The 21,434-nt window shown below is 35.1% G+C and carries 15 protein-coding genes and 2 pseudogenes; 4 read left to right on the top strand and 13 right to left on the bottom strand.

Annotated elements, in window-relative coordinates; translation table 11 throughout:
- Positions 1-381: 381 nt before the first annotated feature.
- Together KQI21_RS06340 and KQI21_RS06335 are read right to left on the bottom strand one after the other, a co-directional pair.
- Positions 382-825, bottom strand: a complete 444-nt coding sequence (locus KQI21_RS06340) for a VOC family protein (protein WP_216483292.1) — start codon at positions 823-825, stop codon at positions 382-384.
- A gap of 293 nt (positions 826-1,118) precedes the next feature.
- Positions 1,119-1,823 (bottom strand): class I SAM-dependent methyltransferase, encoded by a 705-nt coding sequence (locus KQI21_RS06335; protein ID WP_216483291.1) that lies wholly within the window; start codon positions 1,821-1,823, stop codon positions 1,119-1,121.
- A 167-nt stretch (positions 1,824-1,990) separates the two neighbouring features.
- Between KQI21_RS06335 and KQI21_RS06330 the strand changes: the two genes are divergently transcribed.
- Positions 1,991-2,764 (top strand): DUF2268 domain-containing putative Zn-dependent protease, encoded by a 774-nt coding sequence (locus KQI21_RS06330; protein ID WP_216483290.1) that lies wholly within the window; start codon positions 1,991-1,993, stop codon positions 2,762-2,764.
- 309 nt (positions 2,765-3,073) lie between these two features.
- On the opposite strand, the gene KQI21_RS06325 is transcribed toward KQI21_RS06330, so the two are convergent.
- Complete coding sequence (locus KQI21_RS06325; protein ID WP_373687634.1) at positions 3,074-4,228, bottom strand: MFS transporter; 1,155 nt, start codon at positions 4,226-4,228, stop codon at positions 3,074-3,076.
- Positions 4,229-4,650: 422 nt separating this feature from the next.
- On the opposite strand from KQI21_RS06325, the pseudogene KQI21_RS16710 reads away from it, so the two are divergent.
- The 3 genes and pseudogenes from KQI21_RS16710 to KQI21_RS06315 all read left to right on the top strand — a co-directional run bounded on the left by KQI21_RS16710 (position 4,651) and on the right by KQI21_RS06315 (position 8,063).
- Positions 4,651-5,069: pseudogene (locus tag KQI21_RS16710) on the top strand (dicarboxylate/amino acid:cation symporter).
- Positions 5,041-5,669, top strand: a pseudogene (locus KQI21_RS16705) (dicarboxylate/amino acid:cation symporter). Before KQI21_RS16710 ends, KQI21_RS16705 begins: the two co-directional pseudogenes overlap by 29 nt.
- Positions 5,670-6,368: 699 nt before the next feature.
- A complete protein-coding gene (locus KQI21_RS06315) occupies positions 6,369-8,063 on the top strand; it encodes an FAD-dependent oxidoreductase (protein WP_216483289.1) in 1,695 nt (564 codons plus the stop codon).
- Between the two features lie 233 nt (positions 8,064-8,296).
- Here the strand turns inward: KQI21_RS06315 and KQI21_RS06310 are convergent, their stop codons facing one another.
- The 10 genes from KQI21_RS06310 to KQI21_RS06265 form a co-directional block, all read right to left on the bottom strand.
- Complete coding sequence (locus tag KQI21_RS06310; protein WP_216483288.1) at positions 8,297-9,343, bottom strand: 2,3-butanediol dehydrogenase; 1,047 nt, start codon at positions 9,341-9,343, stop codon at positions 8,297-8,299.
- Between the two features lie 595 nt (positions 9,344-9,938).
- Complete coding sequence (locus KQI21_RS06305) at positions 9,939-11,780, bottom strand: TIGR03986 family type III CRISPR-associated RAMP protein (protein ID WP_216483286.1); 1,842 nt, start codon at positions 11,778-11,780, stop codon at positions 9,939-9,941.
- Positions 11,773-12,333, bottom strand: coding sequence for a type III-D CRISPR-associated protein Csx19 (gene csx19, locus KQI21_RS06300; protein WP_216483284.1), 561 nt, complete (start codon positions 12,331-12,333; stop codon positions 11,773-11,775). The genes KQI21_RS06305 and csx19 overlap by 8 nt, the downstream gene beginning before the upstream one ends.
- On the bottom strand, positions 12,314-13,660 hold the full coding sequence (locus KQI21_RS06295; protein ID WP_216483282.1) for an RAMP superfamily CRISPR-associated protein: 1,347 nt from the start codon (positions 13,658-13,660) through the stop codon (positions 12,314-12,316). The genes csx19 and KQI21_RS06295 overlap by 20 nt, the downstream gene beginning before the upstream one ends.
- Complete coding sequence (locus tag KQI21_RS06290; RefSeq protein WP_216483281.1) at positions 13,635-15,743, bottom strand: RAMP superfamily CRISPR-associated protein; 2,109 nt, start codon at positions 15,741-15,743, stop codon at positions 13,635-13,637. Before KQI21_RS06290 ends, KQI21_RS06295 begins: the two co-directional genes overlap by 26 nt.
- Entirely contained in the window at positions 15,725-18,187 is a 2,463-nt protein-coding gene (locus tag KQI21_RS06285) for a DUF6602 domain-containing protein (RefSeq protein ID WP_216483279.1), read from the bottom strand. Before KQI21_RS06285 ends, KQI21_RS06290 begins: the two co-directional genes overlap by 19 nt.
- Positions 18,171-19,139, bottom strand: coding sequence for a DUF6602 domain-containing protein (locus KQI21_RS06280; protein ID WP_216483277.1), 969 nt, complete (start codon positions 19,137-19,139; stop codon positions 18,171-18,173). Before KQI21_RS06280 ends, KQI21_RS06285 begins: the two co-directional genes overlap by 17 nt.
- Positions 19,140-19,149: 10 nt before the next feature.
- The gene (cas6, locus tag KQI21_RS06275) at positions 19,150-20,058 is read right to left on the bottom strand and encodes a CRISPR system precrRNA processing endoribonuclease RAMP protein Cas6 (protein WP_216483276.1); all 909 of its coding nucleotides are present in this window, start codon (positions 20,056-20,058) and stop codon (positions 19,150-19,152) included.
- Between the two features lie 312 nt (positions 20,059-20,370).
- Positions 20,371-20,604 carry a hypothetical protein gene (locus KQI21_RS06270; RefSeq protein WP_216483274.1) on the bottom strand — a complete coding sequence of 78 codons (234 nt, stop codon included), beginning with the start codon at positions 20,602-20,604 and terminating at the stop codon, positions 20,371-20,373.
- A gap of 199 nt (positions 20,605-20,803) precedes the next feature.
- Complete coding sequence (locus KQI21_RS06265; protein ID WP_216483272.1) at positions 20,804-21,220, bottom strand: UCP033725 family protein; 417 nt, start codon at positions 21,218-21,220, stop codon at positions 20,804-20,806.
- Positions 21,221-21,434 lie beyond the last annotated feature (214 nt).

The raw sequence follows: 21,434 nt of genomic DNA, 5'->3' as shown, positions 1-21,434 counted from the left end.
TCCTATTCATCGCCTTTCATTAGAAACAGCCATTAAATCTTACTATCTCTTATACAGTGAAACAAATGGACAGTAATAAATAAATGACTGTTTATTTCTGAAGCAATAAATAATAAACATTTCTCAAATCGGTAACGTATTTAAAGTCAGAAGCTATTGCTAGAGAATCTCTTTTGTAAGGATTGTACCATTTGCTGTCCCAACTATAAAACGTTTACAGTCCTTAAAAGTGAGGTCAATACATGCTGTTATCACGTAAACCTGTCCATCGTTTCCTGTAAGCAAAACTGCACTACCCCACTGGCATAACCGACTTATACTTAAAAACCGTTTCTAACGTAGCTAAGCGAGTCCTTACACTTTTCCCCTTAAAAATTTTATTTACTTTGTTATGATCAACATATCGTTTTCATCGAATTGCCAGTTTTCACCATATGCAACTTCCCAATAGAATCCATTAGGGTCTCGAAAATAACCACTGTAGCCTCCCCAAAACACTGGCTCTGGGTGCTTGACAATAATGGCACCTGCTTTTTCCGCTTTGGCAAATACCTCATCCACTTCTTGCTTTGATTTTCCGTTATAAGCAAGGGTTATTCCTGAAAAGACATTCGCTTTTGCAGGTGGGTTTTCTTCATTGATATCTTTAGATAACTGATCAATCGGAAATAAGGAAATTTTGGTGCCTGCATTATTGAAAAAAATAACACTGGGATTATTCTCTTCTCCATAAACAACTACTTCAAATCCTAAACCATCTCGATAAAACGCTAAAGACTCCTGCATATCATTGACACCTAATGTAATTAAATTTAGTCTGTTCATTTCATACCTCCATAGTAAATTAACTTAATCCTAAATCTATTATTCGCGAAAAGTTTTCCATCTCCTGCACATATCGTTTAAATTTTGCCATGAAGGCTTCTCTTTATCAGAAAACTAGCAAGGAATCGTAAACATACCCTGAGCACTTTCTATTACTAGCTGTTAACTCTTTAACTTTAAATAGTCTATCAACAAAAGCTGTACTTTACAAAACGAAATACAGAATAACTCTTAGGCGCCGCTAATCGATAAATATTAAACTGCTCCTCGCTCCTTTTTATATGATTTCTTTCTTATCGCGAGCAACGAAATATTCGATAGTGAAGTATATCCTCGTACGCTTGGGTTAGCTCTTGATGTTCTTGTAGTAAATTTAATGCCTCTTCCAGTTTTGATTTAGAGAAATGAAAATCTTGCGCATCATCTAAGCTGATTGACGAAGGATCTATGATTGGCTGATCAACTTCAATTTGCTTAAAACCTGCCTGGAAGAATCTGTCCTTCCATTCTGCTTCTGTTAATAGCTTACGGAAGCCATAAAATGACATAATCAACGCTCGATCCGTTTCAGACATACTTGAATCCACTACAATTTCTACTGCCAACAACCGCCCACTTGGTCGTAAAACTTGGATAGCGGAAGCCAAAGATAATGAAATATCGGTAAACGCCAATACAGACTCTGCAACGATCATATCAAACTGCTGATCAAGTTTTAATTTCTCTATATCTAAACATATAGCTGTAACCGGTAAGTTGCGATCTTTAAATCTTTTCAAAGCTTTTTCTATCATTAATGGATGATTATCCACTGCTGTGACCGAACATGAATAGTTTTCTGCTATAAAAGCAGCCGTCTGCCCCGTTCCGCAACCAATATCCAGTACAAATGTTTCTGGACCAATTTGTTCTCTTTTCAACATGGCCTTTGTTAATTGCAACCCTCCCGGATGTGCTCCACCCACTCCAAGATTAGCTAAACTGTCCAGATAATTCATTTTTTCACCTGACTCTCATTTTTAACTTATCTATATGAAGCTCCTGTTAATCAAAATAATTTTCTCCAATACTTTATGTTAAAACCATCGAATTGGCTACAAATGAAATCTTTTCCACCCATTTGCATATGCTATCTAAAACTTCATCTTGTTTAAGGAGTGATCAAATGAGCGGAGTAGTTCGAACAGATGAATGGTTGTTAAAGGATTACAATCATCCAATAAAAATAACCAAACGAGTTGAATCCTATTTCTCAAATGCGGAGGCGGAAGAAATTTATTCTCATCTTACTAAGTATGGAATGTATCGAAAACCATTATCGAAAAAGCGGATTAAACAAATGCAAGATGCACAAATTTGGAAAATAATTGATCTAGAATACGCGAAATTAAAAAAGGAATGGAGTGGGCCAGACGTACCAATTTTTATTTTCCCCTCTGATACTAACCATAGGCTAATGAAAGAATATAATGGAAAGTCGGGATTAACATTTAAAGATAAAATCTTTCTTTTTGTCTTTGAGGGGAATACCGAAAGCGAAATACATGCACTTCTTACCCATGAATATAATCATGTCTGCCGTTTAAATAAATACCAAAAACCTGAAGAAAAATATACATTATTAGATACGATCATTTTAGAAGGAATGGCAGAATATGCTGTTCGGAAACAGTTAGGGAAAGACTATACAGCTACCTATATAGGAAAATATACAGATGAAACATTAAAACGTTTTTGGAACAAACTCATATTGCCTAACGCTCAATTGAAAGCGGGAAATAAAAAATACGTTCAATTACTTTACGGTTCACAGTTTTATCCAAAGATGCTTGGCTATTGCGTTGGAGAATATCTTGTCCGAAATTATGCAAATACACATAACATGTCGGTAAAGGATCTTTTCCAAATAAAAAGTGAAGAAATTGCCGACGTACAATAATGGGAAGCTTCATTTAGAGGAACTTTTCTTGAAGTGAAGCAGAGACTAAAAATGAAACTCCGTGAAATTTACGAAGTATAATCAAGTAATTTTACTACTTGTCCTTGAAAAAGAAAAACGCTTTTTACTTCATACGCTATATTGTTGCCAAAGCTTGCTTTATGCTATTATACTGATTTTATACTATTATGAGTCTTTCTAATGCTTCTGAAATCAAAGCCAATTCCACTTTTACAAAATTTATTCTATGATGTTGAACTATTGCCAGTAGAAGAAATGTAGGGAGAGAATCTCTCTCCCCTGTCTTCTTTAATCTGATTTTTGGCTACGTTTTTGCCGCATTCGACCAATAAGCAACAAACTAGTACAAGCAATAAACATAATAACAGCAATAAAAATAAAAGGAAGTCCAAATAGTTCAGCAATAGCACCAGAAATGAATGATCCTGCTACAACACCTAATGAGAAAGCAGCATAAAAAATTCCATACGCTTTTCCCCGATCCATTTGCGTAGAGCCTTCTGCTACCATTCGATTCATGGATGGAAAAATAAAAGCAAAACCAGTTCCATAAATAATCATTGCCAGTATCCCTGTCCAAAAAGTTGTAATATAACTTAAGAACAACAAGGCACAGCCTATCAGAAAAATTCCGATTCCCACTAATGTTAAAGGTTTCATATAATCATAGATTCTGTTCAGCGGAGTTAAAAAAATAATGATGGCAACAATACCGAACGTACTTAATAATGCTCCGGTCACACTAGTATCTAACCCGATGGCTTCGACTTTTAACGGTAGAGCAAATGCCAACGTTCCGTTACTTATCATAATTGTAAATGCAGCCAAGGAGGCTTGTAACAACATTGGATTTTTTAATAGGGGGATGAAATGTTTCATATGAACCTTTCCCCTATCACTCGAGACGAAAGACTCCTCAATATATCGAAATAATAAAAACGATGTAATAACAAATAAGATGGCAACAAATAAAAATACGTATTCTATTTTGGAACGAGCAGCCATAGCTCCGCCTATAGCCGGACCGATAATGGCAGCTAGTCCGATGGCCGCTCCAGTAAACGCCATTGTTTTTCCTTGTGCTCCTGCTTTTGTCTTATCTCCGACATACGCAAATGCCGCTGGAATTAAAAAGCCACCTGCAAGTCCATGTAAAAATCGAATCGCCAGCAATTGATATCCTGATTGGGCCAGCGGGTAGAGCAATAAAATAATGGTAACAGAAACCATACCGGTAAGTAACATTCGCTTTCTACCATATTTATCAATCCAATGCCCGCCAAGAACATTACCAACCATATTGGTAAGTGAATAAACAGCCACAATTGCTCCCGTTAATACATGAGAAGCACCCAAACCAACTGCATACGGGGTAATGATAGGCAGTTGAATAAAAGTATCAATAAAAGCAACAATAATAATAAAATATAATAGCTTAGTCATGACTTCCTCCTCACTTTCCAACCTATTATAACTGAATTCAATTTCAAAACGATAAAAAAAGTAATGAAAATGCTTATTCGTCACAGTTTCTTCAAATGTTAACAGCTTTATATTTGTTAGTACGGTATAAAGTAAAACGTAAATAGTATATAGAAACTGAAGAAAAGCCTTTTTTTGGTACTATAAAAAATATATAAAATCATTATAAGAGAATACGATAAATGTTATGCGTTTATGGAGACGTTTCAAACAAACATCCTTCGTAATAAAAATGACAACAGCATTTTTGCTTGGTATACTTACAGGAATTCTTTCCGCCAACAAACAACTATACTCAAACCATTAGGAAGATTACTTATACATCTACTTAGCTTAATTGCCATTCCGGTTATTTTTCTTACAGTCGTATTAGCAGTAACAAAATGAATATGACTCAGCTAGATCATATGGACCGAAAGCTTATTCTATACTATATAGCTACTACTGCTTGTGCAGTACTTATCGGACTTGGGCTAGCCTTATGGATTAATCCAGGAGAAAACCTTTCTTTACCAGACACGACAGTAGAAAAACCGGAAACACCTAGTTTTTCCGATATTCTTTTACAGATTGTTCCAGGAAATATTTTTCCGCCTTCACTTCTGGTAATCTAATAGCGATTTTATTTATCGCAGTCATTATTGGGATTGCTATTTCTACCATGAGACATGCTTCCGATAAAAAAATAATCGAATATGGAAATTTGCTCAATACTTTTTTTACAGTATTAAATGAAATAATGTTCTATAAGATTGTGCAAGGCGTGCTTTTATATGCGCCAGTCGGGATTTTTTTCGATTAGTGCCACAGCATTTGGAAGCCAAGGATTGGCAACCTTCCAATCCTTATTAAAGTTTACACTTGTCTTTTGCTGGTATTGCATTATTATGGTATTTGTCTATACAGCCTTTTTAAAATTTTTAAAAACACCTGTGCTCGCGTTTTTCAAACAAGAAGCTTATACGACTGCCTTTTTTACATCTAGCAGTATCGCTTCGTTACCAATCGCTATTCGTTCAGTAAAAAAAGCCGGGGTTTCCGAAACTACAGCTAACTTCGCCCTGCCACTAGGCCTGTTTTCAACTCAGACGGGAGAGCACTGCGCATGGGAGTATTATTGGTTCTTGCAGCAAATATTACAGATTTAAGTCTTTCCCCGCTCGATTTTTTAAGTATCGCAGTCATCGGTGCTTTGTTATCGATTGGTACTACAGGCGTACTTGCTGCGGGACTTATGACATTATCTGCTGTCTTAAGTATGTTTGGCCTGCCTTTAGAAATTGTTACGTTAATCGCCGGGGTGGATGCGCTGATCGGAATAGCTGGTACTGCTTCTAATGTGTTGGGTGATATTGTTGGTGCAGCTGTCGCCGACAAATCAGGGCGTATACGAGTAGCATGAAAATAAAAATTGATGAAATTGCTTTTTGCATGTGCCTTTTTGGTACATGCTTTTTTCATAGATATTAAAAGAAAACCTCTTCGTAACCTTTTACATATAGTTTTCACTACTCATGGGGTTGCACAGGTCATGGTGTAGTCCATCATCCCAATGAATTAGCTGAGTTCATTTTGTTGAAATATAAAGGAGTACTATATATACTTAAAACGTGAATGTGTTCACATTAGAAATGTTTAATGAAAGGGGTTTAACATATGTGTGTAAATGTAGAGTTACTGCTTAAATAATCGTTTATTATTGCATATGAATCGTTCATTTTAACTTCACTTACTACTAATAAAGAAATGATCACAGATATGGAAACATATTTGATTTTTAGTAATTTTGATTGAAATTAACAATTATGCTAGTAAACTATTGTATCGTATTGTTTTGATCTACATCGATAATATACCCTGTTTTTATCCAAGAAACGGAACAGCCCAAATTAAAATCTCTATGATCAGACTAATATAATATAGTCTTACCTTTAAACCGTTGTTTTTGTACCCATACCCGTATCTGTACAGATTTGATTTTTTACTTGCTTCCTACATCCAACGATATTCAAAACAGCTAGGCTGGTAATTCTTTATTTTCGATTAAACAACCATAAATTTAATAAAGCATCCAAAATACATTAGCTAAGGAGATAGACAAATGAGTAAAAAAATAGTCGTTGTCGGCGGTGTTGCCGGTGGCGCTTCTACTGCAGCCAGAGTAAGAAGATTAGATGAACATGCAGAAATCATCATGTTTGAAAGAGGACCACATGTATCTTTTTCTAACTGTTCATTACCGTTTCATTTAAGTGGGATCGTAGAAAACAGCAACCAGCTTATTGTTATGAATCCACAGCGTTTTAAGAAGCAATACAACATTGAAGCTCGAGTGAACAGTGAAGTCATCGCCATTAATCGAAATAACAAATCGATTACGGTAAAAGATTTAGCCACTGACAAAACTTATGAAGAAGCATATGACAAATTAATTTTATCACCCGGAGCCAATCCAATTGTTCCTAATTTACCGGGTATTGACCGACCTCACGTATTTACAGTGCGAAATGTAGTAGATATCGAAAAACTGAATGCATATGTAAAACAAAACAAGGTTAAACATGTATCCGTCATTGGCGGGGGATTTATTGGCGTCGAAGTAGCTGAAAACCTTCGACTAGCTGGTTTAGATGTAGCATTGATTGAATTTAGCGAGCAAATTATGGCTCCATTTGACTATGATATGGCGCAAATTCTCCATAAGGAAATGATTGACCAAGGCGTTGATCTTAACGTAAATGATGGACTGGCAAAGGTGGAAGAGAATCATATTGAATTGCAATCTGGAAAAACAGTGAATACAGATGCAGTTGTATTAGCTATTGGTGTAAAACCGGAAACTAACTTAGCTAAAAATGCCGGACTAGAAATTGGTGAAACTGGAGGCATCAAAGTCGACCATAATTATCTTACTAATGATAGTAATATTTACGCAGTTGGTGATGCTATTGAAGTCTATCATCAATTAACTCACCAACCAACCAGGTTAGCTTTAGCTGGTCCAGCACAAAGACAAGCCAGAGCCGCTGCTGATCACATTTATCGTATTCCACATCAATATAAAGGAGTTATTGGTTCTTCTTGTATTCATGTATTTGAGCAAAATGCAGCATCTACTGGACTTAATGAAAAAGACGCACAGCGTGCCGGAATTAAATATGATTTCGTCTATATTATGCCCAACGATAAAGTAGGCTTAATGCCAAATAGTCATCCTCTACATTTTAAATTAATTTATGAATATCCAACCGGTAAAATTTTAGGCGCTCAAGCAATTGGAAAAGGAAATGTAGACAAGCGGATCGATGTTATCGCCGCTATGATAACAATGGGTGGAACATTAGAAGATTTAAAAGAGCTGGAGCTTTGTTATTCTCCAATGTTCGGTACAGCAAAAGACGTTGTTAACCTTGCTGCATTAGTTGCATTAAACAGATTAAATGGAGAATTTAAACAAGTACCTGTAACAAAAGTCCGAGAATTAATAGAAAATAATGCATTTATTATAGATGTAAGAGAAAAACACGAATATGAAAAAGGGCATTTAAAAAATGCTGTAAATATTCCTTTAAGCGAATTAAGAGACAGATTAGGAGAAATTCCTCAAGATAAACCTGTTTATGTTCATTGCCGTTCAAGTCAAAGAAGCTATAATGCCGTCATGGCTTTACAACAATTAGGCTACACAAATATATATAATATATCTGGTTCATTTCTCGGCATTTGCTTATTCGAATATTACAACGACCACGTAACTGGACGAGATAAAATTGTTACAGCCTATAATTTTAAATAATCTTAGCGAAGTATATGAATATTAAAAATCGGGAAGTATACGCTCCTCGGAATCGCTAATTTACTAATCTTAGGAGCTGACAATAATGAGAAAGGTAAGTGCATATAAAATGTAAGCTCTAGTAAGACTTCGAGATTATCGTTTTTAATTCTTCCTTATTTAAAAATCAGAGCTTTCATGGGGACACATAACAAAACGCCAACCATGGATAGTTGGCGTTTTGTTGTTAAAATCTATGGCTTGATTAATATCTTTACTTGTGACTTATCGTTCAGTAATGTTTCAAAGCCTTCACCGACGATATCATCTAAATCTATTTTTTTCGAAATCAGGTCAGCCACTTGCAATCGTCCCTCAGCAATAAGATGAATTACTGTAGGAAAAATATTTCTATAACCGATTGACCCTACAATGTTCATCTCTTTAAATACAACCGTATTGGCACTTAATTCAGGATTTGATTCCCAAAGGCTGACAATTACTACTTCACCAGCCATTTTTGTACTATCGATGGCTTGCTGCAGTACAATAGAAACCCCAGTAGCTTCAAAACTGACATCTACTCCTCCATTGGTTTGGTTTAAAATTTCTGCAACGGTATTAACTTCTGATGGGTTAATTGTTATAGCTCCAAGCTTTTCTGCCACTTTTCTCCGTTCTTCAGACAATTCAACAACAAATACTCTTTCTGCTCCGGCAAGTAAACATGCTTGAATAGTTAATAAACCTATTGGTCCTGCTCCAAATATTGCTACGGAATCTCCCGCTTTTAATCTGCTTTGCCTAACTGCATGCAAAGACACTGCCATAGGTTCAACTAGAGCCGCCAGTTCATAACTTAATTTATTTGGAATTTTATGTACCATTGTTTCTGGTACAACTGCATACTCAGAAAATCCGCCCCCAACACCAGACATCCCATAGCACCCGATACGTTCACAATTATTGTAAAATCCTTGGCGACAAGAATTACATTCCCCACAAGAAATAACCGGTTCAACGACAACACGATCACCGACTTTTAAAGTTTGTACCTCTTCACCGACTTCTGCTATTTCTCCTGAAAATTCATGCCCCATAATTACTGGAGCTGTTTTATTGGTTAAAGGATGCGGCTCTTCTGTTGGAATCGTAATCGGTCCAGCAACATATTCATGAAGGTCACTTCCACAAATACCTGCCCAAGCTACTTTAATCTTTACTTCCCCTGGTTCCACTACTGGTTCTGTTACATCTTCAACGCGAATTTCTTTTTTGGCATACCATACTGCTGCTTTCATTACTTTCACTCCTATAATTTTTATTTTTGCTTGAATGTTCTAAACATGAATATAACATAAACCACTTCGTGAAATCGGATACATTTAGCAATTTTTCATGACATTTTTACTAGTTCTAAATACTTGCTAAATAAGCGTACTATATTTTTGTGTTTGAGGTGCAAAAAAACGCGCGAACCCTCCCGGAAGTTCCATGTGAGCTTGGGTTCACGCACGTAAATAACTATCTTTACTATTGATTGTCCAAAGATTTTTCTAATTATTTGTTTATCTAACAGTAGATAATTTTTTTATCTATTATGATGACTTTAAATATTGATTGCCTTTGTTTTACTTACGATTTGAAACAGAAACTAGATACAGAAAAAACGATCTGTACGATTTCCATATCAAACAATCTAACCAATTGCACTTTTATCCAGTGAAGGAAAAATATATATTAAAAACTAGCCATCTCCAACTATGTCATTCTCTATGTAGAAAATAACCAAGAAATATCTTCGACTGACGCATATCTATTAAGTAGAAATATGTTTTTTTCATAGTAGCAATTTTATTATAAAATATCCGAACAGTGCGCGAATCTTCTAGAAGTTCATGTGCGTTTTTTTCCCTGTCCTACTTTTATTACCCTCAGCCATTTGCTAGCATTTGTCGCTACTTCTTCCTCAATCGTAGGCAAGACTTTTTCAAATTGACCTTTATTCTTACTATTTTTGGTAAACCATTGATGTGAAGCTAACTTATTCAGATTTTTAGGCTCCTTTTTGGAAGTTGCTTCTACTTCTGGGTATGAAATTAAATGTTCAGCAAAACTTGGTGGAAAACGTAAAATTGTTAATAAACTAGCTTTTTGATTTATTTTAACATCCATAAAGTTTGCTCTTTCCTTGTTAACTACTTCAAAAGCTCCAGTTTTTTTATTAATCTGACGAATTTTAATCTCATTAATTTTCATCCTTACACTACCAAACCCTAAAGGCTTCCCCCGACCTATTTTATGTGCATGCTGTGTTGAATAGTTGATATCTAATACATTACATAATTGGCTTAGCTCTTTTTCTGAAAGACGCTCAAAATAAATAGTAAAAGTAAACTTATTACCTTTATTAAGAGGTTTTATTGTCGTTTCCATTTCTGACTTATTCGTAGTCTTTAAAGAATATGATTTAGGATTATGATGCCAATAAAATTTCCGACCTCGGATTTTAATATTATTTGGTTTTAAAGGTTCACGCTTTTTCCCAACTTGAATATAATCATACGTCCAGTACTTCGCGGAATCCTGCTTTTCTGTATAAAACTCGACTGTTCCTGGCTTAGGTTGTCCTAATACTGGCAGAGTCATTTTGCCTAAAAATGCAAATTCTTTTTCTATAGTAGCATCGCTAAAGCGGACTCTTGATGCTTGCATACTTTGTTCATTTACAAATCCAAATAAATGACAAGCTGGACATATTTTTTCTTTACACTCACAAGGCTCATAATTTCCTTGTGCCTTTAAAATATCAAGTAAAGTATTTTGATACACCTCTTGAGAAAAAACAGCAGGTGCTAAGTGACTAATATTACCTTTTGAATCTATTGAATAATAGACGGGTAGCTGATGATGAATCGTTGCGTTGTCTAGCAGTTTCAAATAACTATTATAAGGTTTACGTCTAGGTTTCTTATCATTTGGCTTACTATCTTTGTTGTTTTGTTCACTATTCTTAAGATAGAGTAATACAACATCCTTTAAATTATTTATGTCCTGTTCTTTTAAACTTTTCGGTTTATTTGCTTTAGATGTAAGTTCTATAAATACAGATTCATGATGTTTCTTTCCCTCAAGTGGTTCACCTAGATATATTATTCCTTTATCAAAGCCCTGCTTAGGCTGAAAAGAATAGTCTTGCACAACATTAGGTACATACTTTCGAGCTTTAACATTTGTAGTTCGATATTTACTTTCAGATTTTTTAATATAAATAAGCTGTCCTGTTTGTAATTTTTTGGAGTTTATAAATTTTCCATGTTTATTTTCATCTTTATCCTTGGAAAATGTTGTATTTAACATCACACGTTCACATTCTTGAAGCTTCCAGCCCTCATCAGTCATATATAATAACCCAGGTTTTTTTGGTTCCATTGAACGTCTATGAAATGGCTCATCATTTACTTGCGATAAACAACCATTAAACGCGGCTTCAAATACGCTTCGAATTGTACCACGTATTTCTGAGCCTGGGATAACAGGTCTTTCATCATCTGGATAATGGAAAAATTCTTCTTTATTTTGGTTATCTTGTATAAACAACGGCGTCAATGTTTCTATTGTACAAGTTATTTTTCCTGTTAAATTACCGGTCTCACGCTTTTTTTTATCACATTTTCCTTCTAAAGGGACAAAATTATATGGATTAACAAAACGATCGCCATTTTGCTTATTATTCATTTTCCTTTTCCTCCTTCCATAATGCATATTTAACTAAACGATCATCTACGACTTGATAAGAAAAAGGTTGATCATTTACTAAATCCCAATCTTGAAACTCAATATATTTACGGAAAACAAGTCCTACTTTTTGTCCCTTTTCGTATGAATCAGGAATGGCAATACTAGTCCCACGTTGTTCTGTTAAAATGGACCAATTTTCTTTGTGTGCTGTTACTTGTCCCCATAGTTTATATGTTTCATCGAAACAAGTTGTTTCTTCTTTACCTTCATTCGTATCTTTACGTTCGCGCCATACGAATCTATCATTTATACGTGAAATTTTTATTTCTTTCTGTTTATTAAAGATACGCACTTCTTGGATAAATTGTGGTTCCAGAATCGCATCATCGTCATACAGTTTAATTTCACTAGCTTCTACCTTCCCCAAGTAAACTCCATAATCTATTACTAGATAAAGATCACCATTCTTTGTATCCCTTATAAACTCTATTAGTTCATCTTTTGTCAGATGCCCTTTCGTAACTACTGAATCAAGCTTTTGATGCCGCACCACATTCACCTCCACGAATACATGCAATTGCTGCTTTCCGATAAGCTTCGTTATTTATGGTAGAAACCGCATCTTCATCTTGTAATTCAAAAACACCTCGACCAATTGCTGTTTCTCCACCAATCGCTAAAAATCCACAAGTCAGATCCTTAATGAGCCAGTACATGATTCCCTTGATGATCTTGCAATCAATAGAACTATCCTTTCGCCAACTAATTACTAATGTTGTCTGGCCTTTACAAACAGTTTCCCCTGTAAATAATGCTCCGTCTATGGTTTCACCAGAAAAACGATCGATAGCATTTCTTGTCACTGTTAGTTTTTTTGCATTTTCAATCACAGATTCTTCAAAAATCAATCGAGAAGGATTCGTTTGCTCCTTATCATGTTTACAACCAAATAGCTCTTCTACAATTTGTCCATCACCGTCTAACTCATGAACGATTTGATGTAAACGATGGCGAAATGCACCCGCCCACGTTGTACCAGGTATAACAGGTTTTTTATTGCTACGAAGATAGGTGTAATCTAGATCTTCTTCCATCGTTTGATAATCACGAATGAGTAAAGTTTGTTTGATTTTAAGAGGAACTATAATAACATGAAACTTCTCTTCAGCTTCATTGTAAATGTCACTGTCAAGTGATTCAGGCTGTTCTTCGGACATTTTACCCCATGACCAGTCTAACCATTCCATCACAGTTTCTTTATTAGTATAATGAAACTGTTTTCGTTTCACTTCATTAATTTCTAATTTCCCGTAACCTCGATTAGATTTCCCACCAAATGTTAATTTCCCACGATGAATCGCACTAATTAACGTATCGATTAAATCTTGATCCGCTTGATTCTCCGTACTTTCGCGTTCTATATACTCAAATCGCATTACAAATGAGGCACCTGTATCAATCACTTCTACGTTAAATTTTCCTGTTTCATCTGCTGTTTTATTCTCTGTTAACTTTACATGATCACGTATTATTGTCTTAGGTTCTATAAATTGTACATCAGATACAAAGATGCGACTTTGATTGAAGTCATCCATCCTTACTTCATCCTTTTGATCTCCTTGATTTCCTGCTTTTTTCCTAGCACCAAACAAAGAGTCGATCGCCTTTTCATTCACCTTATTTGCCAGTAACCATTGGCGACATGCGCCTGCCACTGCAGTACCAGCTAGAAAAGGACGACCATAATAATCACGTAAAATATCCATGTCAGAGCGATCTTCTTCACCTGATCCTGCCAAAAGAGGAGAAGCTAATTTTCCGGTAATTTGAATATAGGTGCGTTTAGTGATTTTATTTTTGATTGGTTTCTTTTGCATCTTTTCTCACCTCCAATTTTATCGTATGGAAGAAAGTTTCAACAAAAACCTCAGATTTTATGATTAACTCATCGTCTGCAAACTTTTTTAAAACCTCTGGAAAATCTTTTGGTAAAGTAATTTTTTCATTGTCCTTCGTGTCTCCCTTTTCCAATGCTCTTTTTTCACTATCTACATATTCCTTTAACTGATAGATTTTTGTTTTACTATATTGTTTCAACTCATTTGCTTTTGCCTTTGCCAAACAGATTGCTTTTTTTCTATCTCTTCTCTCTTTTTCATACTTTTCTATTCCACAATCAATATAATAAACGGAATCAGTTAATGGATCTGCTTTTAAAGTAACTGATTCACAGTCGAATATATCTGGTATATTTTCATATTTTAACACACGAATTTCCCCACAACCTTGACTCGTTTCCTCTCCCCACTGCTCGTTTTTTAGCATGGACCAATCTACTTGATCCTCCGTTGATACAAGTAGAACGGTACCTGCATCCAGAGCAGGTTTTTCTTGCTTTGGTAAACACCATTTGGCATTATAACCTGTCAATACAGTTTCTTTTAAATACGTTTTTTCAACCTTTAACGGAACACCTAATTTCCTTTCCATTTGCGCAGTTAAAAGTTCGACATCTATCACATAACGACCAACTTCATTTTGAAGCGTTAAAGGAGTAACTAAATAAATGGCAACTTGCTGATCTTCTGGTTGAGCTTTATATGCTTCTATATCAAGTTTTTTATCTATCACTTCTACTTTAGCTGCGCCATATTCTGCTGTACGTGAACGACCAAGATGGATGGTATGATCCACCTCTTCTAATAAAGAAATCAACATTTCAATATCTTCTTGCTTACCTTTTAATTCTCCAACGAAACTTTGACCTTTACTAAGTGCTGTATAGTAATAAAATTGTCCTTTTTCTCCTTCCAATATATCAGCACCTTTTGTATCGTTTACTGCTCGACCTATTCGCCGATCTTCGGGTCTGGAATGATGCATCCGGAATTCTTTTTCTGGCTCATATAGCCATAATTTATTTGCGCTTTCCTCTATGTAAGCAAGCGAATTAATTTTTCGTAAAACAATTTTTGTCTCTGTCTTCTTATTTTCTAACATCGCTCGATCCCCATTCTTCACACGCTGAATATGCGCTGGACAAGGCATAAAAACTTTGCCTTCTACCTCTGGATAAGCGTAACCAAATGAAACATCTCCCCGTAAAAATAGACGCGCAAACCTCTTATCTTTATGAGCTTCCGTCCTCAAATTATGTTTTTTAATGTAAAGCGTTGCAAAAACGCCTAGCAAAGCACTTCCCGGTACAAAATTCATGCAACTGTAATAAAGTCCTTTACTACCAGCTAGTAAGGCTGGCTGTTGCAACGTAATGCGGATTGCTTGTTTAGCTAACTTAGTTTGTTTAACTAAATCATTTTTCTTTATTGATATATTGTGCTTTATCCCTGTTTCTACTGATAGTTTCTTTAACTTACACTTTACTTCACCTAAACCACGTGTACGTCCATATCCTAGATGACGTAGTCCTTTGGCGCATAAATCTAGTAACTCTTCTTGCTTTCTATCTTTTAACTCCATCACACTTTTAAACATTAACCCACGATTAATCACACGTATTGTACGTAATGAACCTGTTTCAGCTTGTCCTTTTTCAGTTGCTGTTTTAGTATACAGCATTGTGAAAAGAGGTAAAATTTTGGCTGCACCATACTTTTTCGCTGCTGCTAAAAGCATATGATAATCAACTGAAAACGCGGCTTGATCATTTTCAAAATAGTTCGCTGGTACATCCGCAAGTTTTGCGTCGTATAGTTTAAAACCTGAACTAAACTGCTGACCAGGTTTGCCGAATAACTTATCCACATCACATTTACATACTACCTGCCAATCTACTAAATCTTTTGCTACACCCCGCAATGCACCTTTAATACGTTTTGCAGGAATAATTGGTAGACCATATTCATGTGTAATGTCATGATCAACAACGCCTGCAATACTATCACCACTTCCAGGACTTAAGTCACTTTGTAGTGTAATTGTTAGCTCATATTTCGGCATATTTTCCACTCCTGTTCCTTCCCAAAATCCATTAACTGCAATGCATCAAAAAGCAGACGCTCATCTGCAGAGGCTATTTTTTCATAACCACGAGACGCCGCTTCTAACGTGACCAATTCAACTTCTTCTTCGCTTTGCAAATATGCTTCATAAAGTGCTATCAAACGTGAGTGTGGCCATACTTTTTCATCACCACTATTTAGACATTGCATCATGTGATACAACTTTTCTAGCTCCGCTACATTATAAATTTTTTTCTCTAAGTGCGTTTGATTTACACGTTGTTCCTCCATCGTTTGCACGTAACTACCACGCACCAAATAAAAATCAAAATAAGAATTTTCTCTTCCCTTGTCTCTTTCCTTGTAATAAACTTTCTTCGCATTTTGACAGCACTGTTCTGCAATTTCATACGCAAGATCAAATGGAAAATGACTATGTACAAAGGCTACACCTGCACAAGCAAAAATATCATACTCATTCTTTTGCAATTTAAGTTGCTTTAAAAATTTTAACGTAAAGGGTATCGCCAAATCGCCTTGACAAATAAATGTAAAGTCATCCCCATCTAAAATAAGCGGGCGTAATGGCAACTGTTCTTTCCCACTATTCTTATCCGATTGATTTACGACTTTCTCTACTGTTTTATCAAAAGCTTCCCTAAAATAGTTCGTAATTTGCAAAGAGAGTTCACGATGTTTTTTAATAGAAGTAATGAGTTTTTCTGTATTCTCTAGATTATGAGCGTCATTTTCAATTTGTTCTAATTCACTGCGAATCCATTCGCCCATTCCATTCCCATCAATATGCACAACACCGATATAACTATCTTCATCCTTTTTCCGCTTTAAATCTTCCGTTTCTTTAGCAAATTTCCATTTATACTTTTTAAAAGAACTGTCCTCACCTGCTGCTTTTCGTTTCAACCATTGTTCCGTAGATACATTCATGTCGTCAACATGGTGTGTAATTGGATTTCCTTTGAAAGGTTCTTGTGCAAAAATAGGTAATGTTTGATTTAAGTTTGTCCGTACCACCTTTGCTTTCGTATCGCTTAATTTTTGCATAAGTTGTTTGTAGAGCGTAACATAACTTCTCCCGTCTTCTAATGAAAATTCAATCGCTTCTGTTACCATGGTAAGCGATGCACTTTCTTTCAGTACTTTTTTCGCAAATGCACGGTTAACTTTGTTATATAATTTCCAATCACGATAAATAACAAGGGCATTACCACCACCGATATAAACGACTTCAGCTTTCACTTTATCATGCTTAAAAATAGAAACTTTGTTGAGTTCCTTATCCCAACTGGTGTTTAATAGCTCCTCCCTATCTTTCTCAACGCTATCCTTTAACATGTCCACAAAGTGCGTTTCTACCATTTTTCCAACAATATAAGAGGCGCCGATATTCTCTTTTAAACGATTAGAGGCGAAAATATAGTCTTGAATACCAGTAATATCATAAACAGCTAACAAAAAATCATCTTTTGAGTCTTCCATTCGTTTCACACGCTCCTTTTCCTCTTTTATTTGAATTGCTTTATTAAACATATTGACATAAGCCTGATGAGGGAAGAACATCGGATTGTTAATGATCATTAATAATTGATTGAATTGGAACATGAAGGTTAATAATGGATTTTGTTTGCCTGACTCATCTTCTTCTTTATTAGATAACTTCATTATTTCTAAGTCTTGTAACCTTCTATTTTTTCCATTTTCTTTCACACACTTCTGTAATTTCTTTAATTTTTTATATTCAGCATTATAACGTTTGAGCTCATAATGATTTAATTCTTTATACCATTCAGCTAATGTTTTTTCTTTATCCACTATTAGTTGAAATTGTTGTTCTTTATCTAAATGTAAAATAAAATCAAAATTCCGTTTAATATCTGGCAAAATTGAAATATCATCATTTTTTGCATCTGTTTTTAAAGAATGTAATGTACATAAAATTAAAATGGGACGCGTGGCTGTTTGAGCTTGTGGTGAATTGAGTTTTCCCGTATCTAACAAATCTGGTTGAATACGTACACAAGCATTTAAAACAGGTTTTAATTGGTAAATCGTCTTTGCCCAAGCCGTTACATTATTCAAAGTATCCCGATCCATCGTTCGACTCTTGCTCTGCACAGCTGCAGCAACGGCTTCAATCGGAATGAATTGCATCTCTCCATAGTTAAACACATACGGCGTGTACTGCTCATCATAGATGGCAATATCTACCTCAGCTGAAATTTGACCATACGAATCAATTATAAAAACACTTCGGGCTAATTTGAACTTTTTAGGAACAAGCCTTTCAAAAAGATCTAGCCAAACAAATTCCCGACTTGTCCCAGAAGTAACATGATGATTAGGTGTTTCAAGTTGTAATTGAGATGAAATTGTTGCTGCTAGCCTTTGATAATGTTCATTTAGATTATTCAACTCTTCCATCGTTATTCACCTCATTAAATGCTTTTACATACGATTGGTGCGGAAAGAAAATCGGGTTATTAATAAGCATTAATAGTTGATTTAATTGAAACATTAAGGAGAGTAACACATTTTGATCATTGTCTTTCATAACATTCAAGCTCTCTAATGTACGCTCAGACGTTTTATTTTTCTCTGAATTGTCTATTCCAGCTAAGGTTTTCAATTTGATTTTTTCGTCTCCATAACGTTCTAAACGATAGTGATTTAAGCACTTGTTCCAATCATCTAATGAATCTTTTTCTTTTGGAATTTGCTTTTTTAATTTTTCATCTTGAACAGATAAAATAATATCAAACTCATTTTTTTCTAAATGTTCCTCTACTGCTGTAGTACACAAAATCGTAACAGGTCTGGTTGATGTTCGGTTTTGTGTTTGAGGTTCTCGAATCTTACAATTTGGTTCAGTACATTTTCCTTTTTGTTTCTCATACCTCTCTCTATCACAAATGAATTTTTTGTACAAACTATCTACGTTTATATCCAATATACCTGAATGGATACGCACATAAGCATTCATTTCTGTCTTTAGCTTTTGAATTGATTGCAACCATGTTTCTTTTTTTTCTTCTTTTTGTATAAGTTTTCTTGAATTTTCATTTTCACATAGCACTACCCCAGCAACTGCTTCAATGGGAATATACTTAATCGTACCGTAATTAAAAATATACGGTGTGTACTGCTCATCATAAATCGCTAGGCTCACTTTTTGAGAAAATTCTTTATGAGAATCAATAATATAGACATTTTTCTCTACATTATATTTCGTTGGTACAATGCGCTGAAATACAGGTTGCCATATTTCTTCAGCACTCGACACATCACTTTGCTCGTCAATCTTTAATTCCTCTATCAACGTTCGCTCAAGATTACAATAATTTTCTGCTAATTTTGCAATGACTTTTTCATTCATTTCTCTCACCTCATAAATAATCAATTGTATAATAACCAAATCCGTGCGTTGGATTTCTACCGATATGAAGGACTTTGCCTGCTTCTAAAATGGGGGTAAATGGCGTAATATCCCCTTCATAACACGCCCAGCCCGTTATCGTATCCACCTCTAATGTTTTATTTTTTTGGTTCATCGAATAACGCTTGAATTTTGCTTGTTCCCAATCACTATTTACCACTTTTACTTTTCTTGCCTCGCTTAACATTGCTTCGCTATCCCATTCTAATTTGTGCCCTGCATAGGCATGGGATATTAAACTTACTCTTCGTGTAATCGCTCGAATGATATCCTCAAAACTAGGCACAATGAGTAGTTTCTTACTCTTTTGTAAGCGAAGTGGAGCTGGAAAGTGTAGAAATACGAATGAAGTGGGTCGTTCTTTGCAATTCAATTCGTGAATTTGCACATTTTTTAGCCAAAGCTGATGTTCACACCATATCATTCGATTCGTTGTTGGATCCGTGATTTTTACCAACTTAAATGGAATACGTGCTGCACCCCAACCCAAATTTTCAATCTGCTGGATTACTTGCGTCATCAACATTGCACCGTTAGCTGCTGCATCACCTAACAAAGTAATATCAAATTCACAAATATCTCCTTTATACCATTTTGTTTTATCCTTCGTTAGCACATGTAAGACAAACGGGTTCACAGAACCTGCCACATTTTTAGGCGATACAAAATAGGTTGCATAGTCACAAATGCTGGCAAGTTTACATGTAAAGCATTTGACTCTAGGAGTTGGACAAACCATGTTACGTAAGCTGTGGCCTATCAAGCCACGCACTGTTGAACCTAAATAGGGAGGTAACTGACCATCACGCTGCGCTATAAATGTTGCACGTAATGAAATCCATTTAATATGTGAAAACATCCTCATCTTCCTTAAATCTATTAATAATTTATTTCTACCTTCAACTAATATATCATAAAATGTAAACTAAATAGTTTCATCACGTTAAAAACAAAAAATGACCACCTATTAGTTACGTCAATTTTTTCTAATTAATATTCAAGAGTAAAACTTTTTTTCAACACCTCTTTTATCCCACAATCTATGTAGAGAGTAATAACTACACTGATTTAGCAGATCAGCTTCCATGTTGGTATAAATTTAAATCCACATTCTATATAGACTTAGGTTGTACAGGCGCATGATCCGGCTTATGCAATTTTTTCTACCTGATCATTTTACCAGTACCTGACGAGTGGAAGGAATTTGATGGACTTTAGCAATGGTTGTATCAGCTGCTTTTCCCACTTCAATAGCATCCAATGCCAATTTATCCTTAACTACTGCACCGGCATTTTTTATTCTCAGTTTGCTATATTGGCTTGCAGAGAGAACCGTATCCTTTACGTGCTTCCATTCCTGTTTTGCTGTGGCTTGAACTCCTGTTTTCACTCCAAATTGTCTCATATTTGCTGCCTGATGAGCAAAACGGGCGCTACTACTTTAAGACAACAGTCTCATTCAAACATTGTGCATTTGAATCTAAAAACTGATGAACATTTTCTTCTAACGTTTGCCAACCCTAGTAACATCAGAAACTGAAGTTTAATCAAAAATAACAACCCAAGTAATCTCTACCTAGATTGTTGTATACTCTTTTTTATTTCTACTTTTGAAGTAGTAAATCTTTTCGTTCTTTAATAATTTTTACTTCATTTTTTGGAACTTGCTTTTCATAATAATATTTATCTACTCTATCCATTTTATATATTCTTGCTAATTTAGCATTTGATGTTCCTATAATTACATCTTGTTTATTTTCATTAATTAGTTCAAAAATTCCATTTTTATAAATAACTTTCCATGTAATTTTGTATAACTCAATTAAAGAGGTTTTATCAACCTCTTTTATAAATAATCTTGGCAAGGAATCTTTGTTTAAATAAATATCTGGATATACTTTTTCTACAAAACCTTTTTTAATATCTTGCTCATTATCGCTAACTAGTCTTACAATATTGTCTTTAATACTACTGACTCTATATATCCCCCCATCAAACTGCGCAAAAATAGAGCTTGTCATAATCAGAGTTCCTTTCTTAAAGTAGAAGTACCGCCACACTAAACATAAAAATTTTTCTCCGTTCCTCTGTTAATACTTTTAAAAATGGAAGCTACACTCCTACGCTCATTTCCACATAATGTCTTCCCATATAGCTAGTCTTATATTCAACAAATACAGGAGTTTTCTGTTTCATTCCATTCTTTCTAATATAATTTATTAACTCCCAATACTT

The organism is Virgibacillus proomii, from assembly GCF_018916875.1.
In the GTDB taxonomy this organism is placed as follows: Bacteria; Bacillota; Bacilli; order Bacillales; family Amphibacillaceae; genus Virgibacillus; species Virgibacillus proomii_B.
Note: the sequence above shows the minus strand (reverse complement) of the source record. Positions and strands in the feature narration are given on the sequence as shown.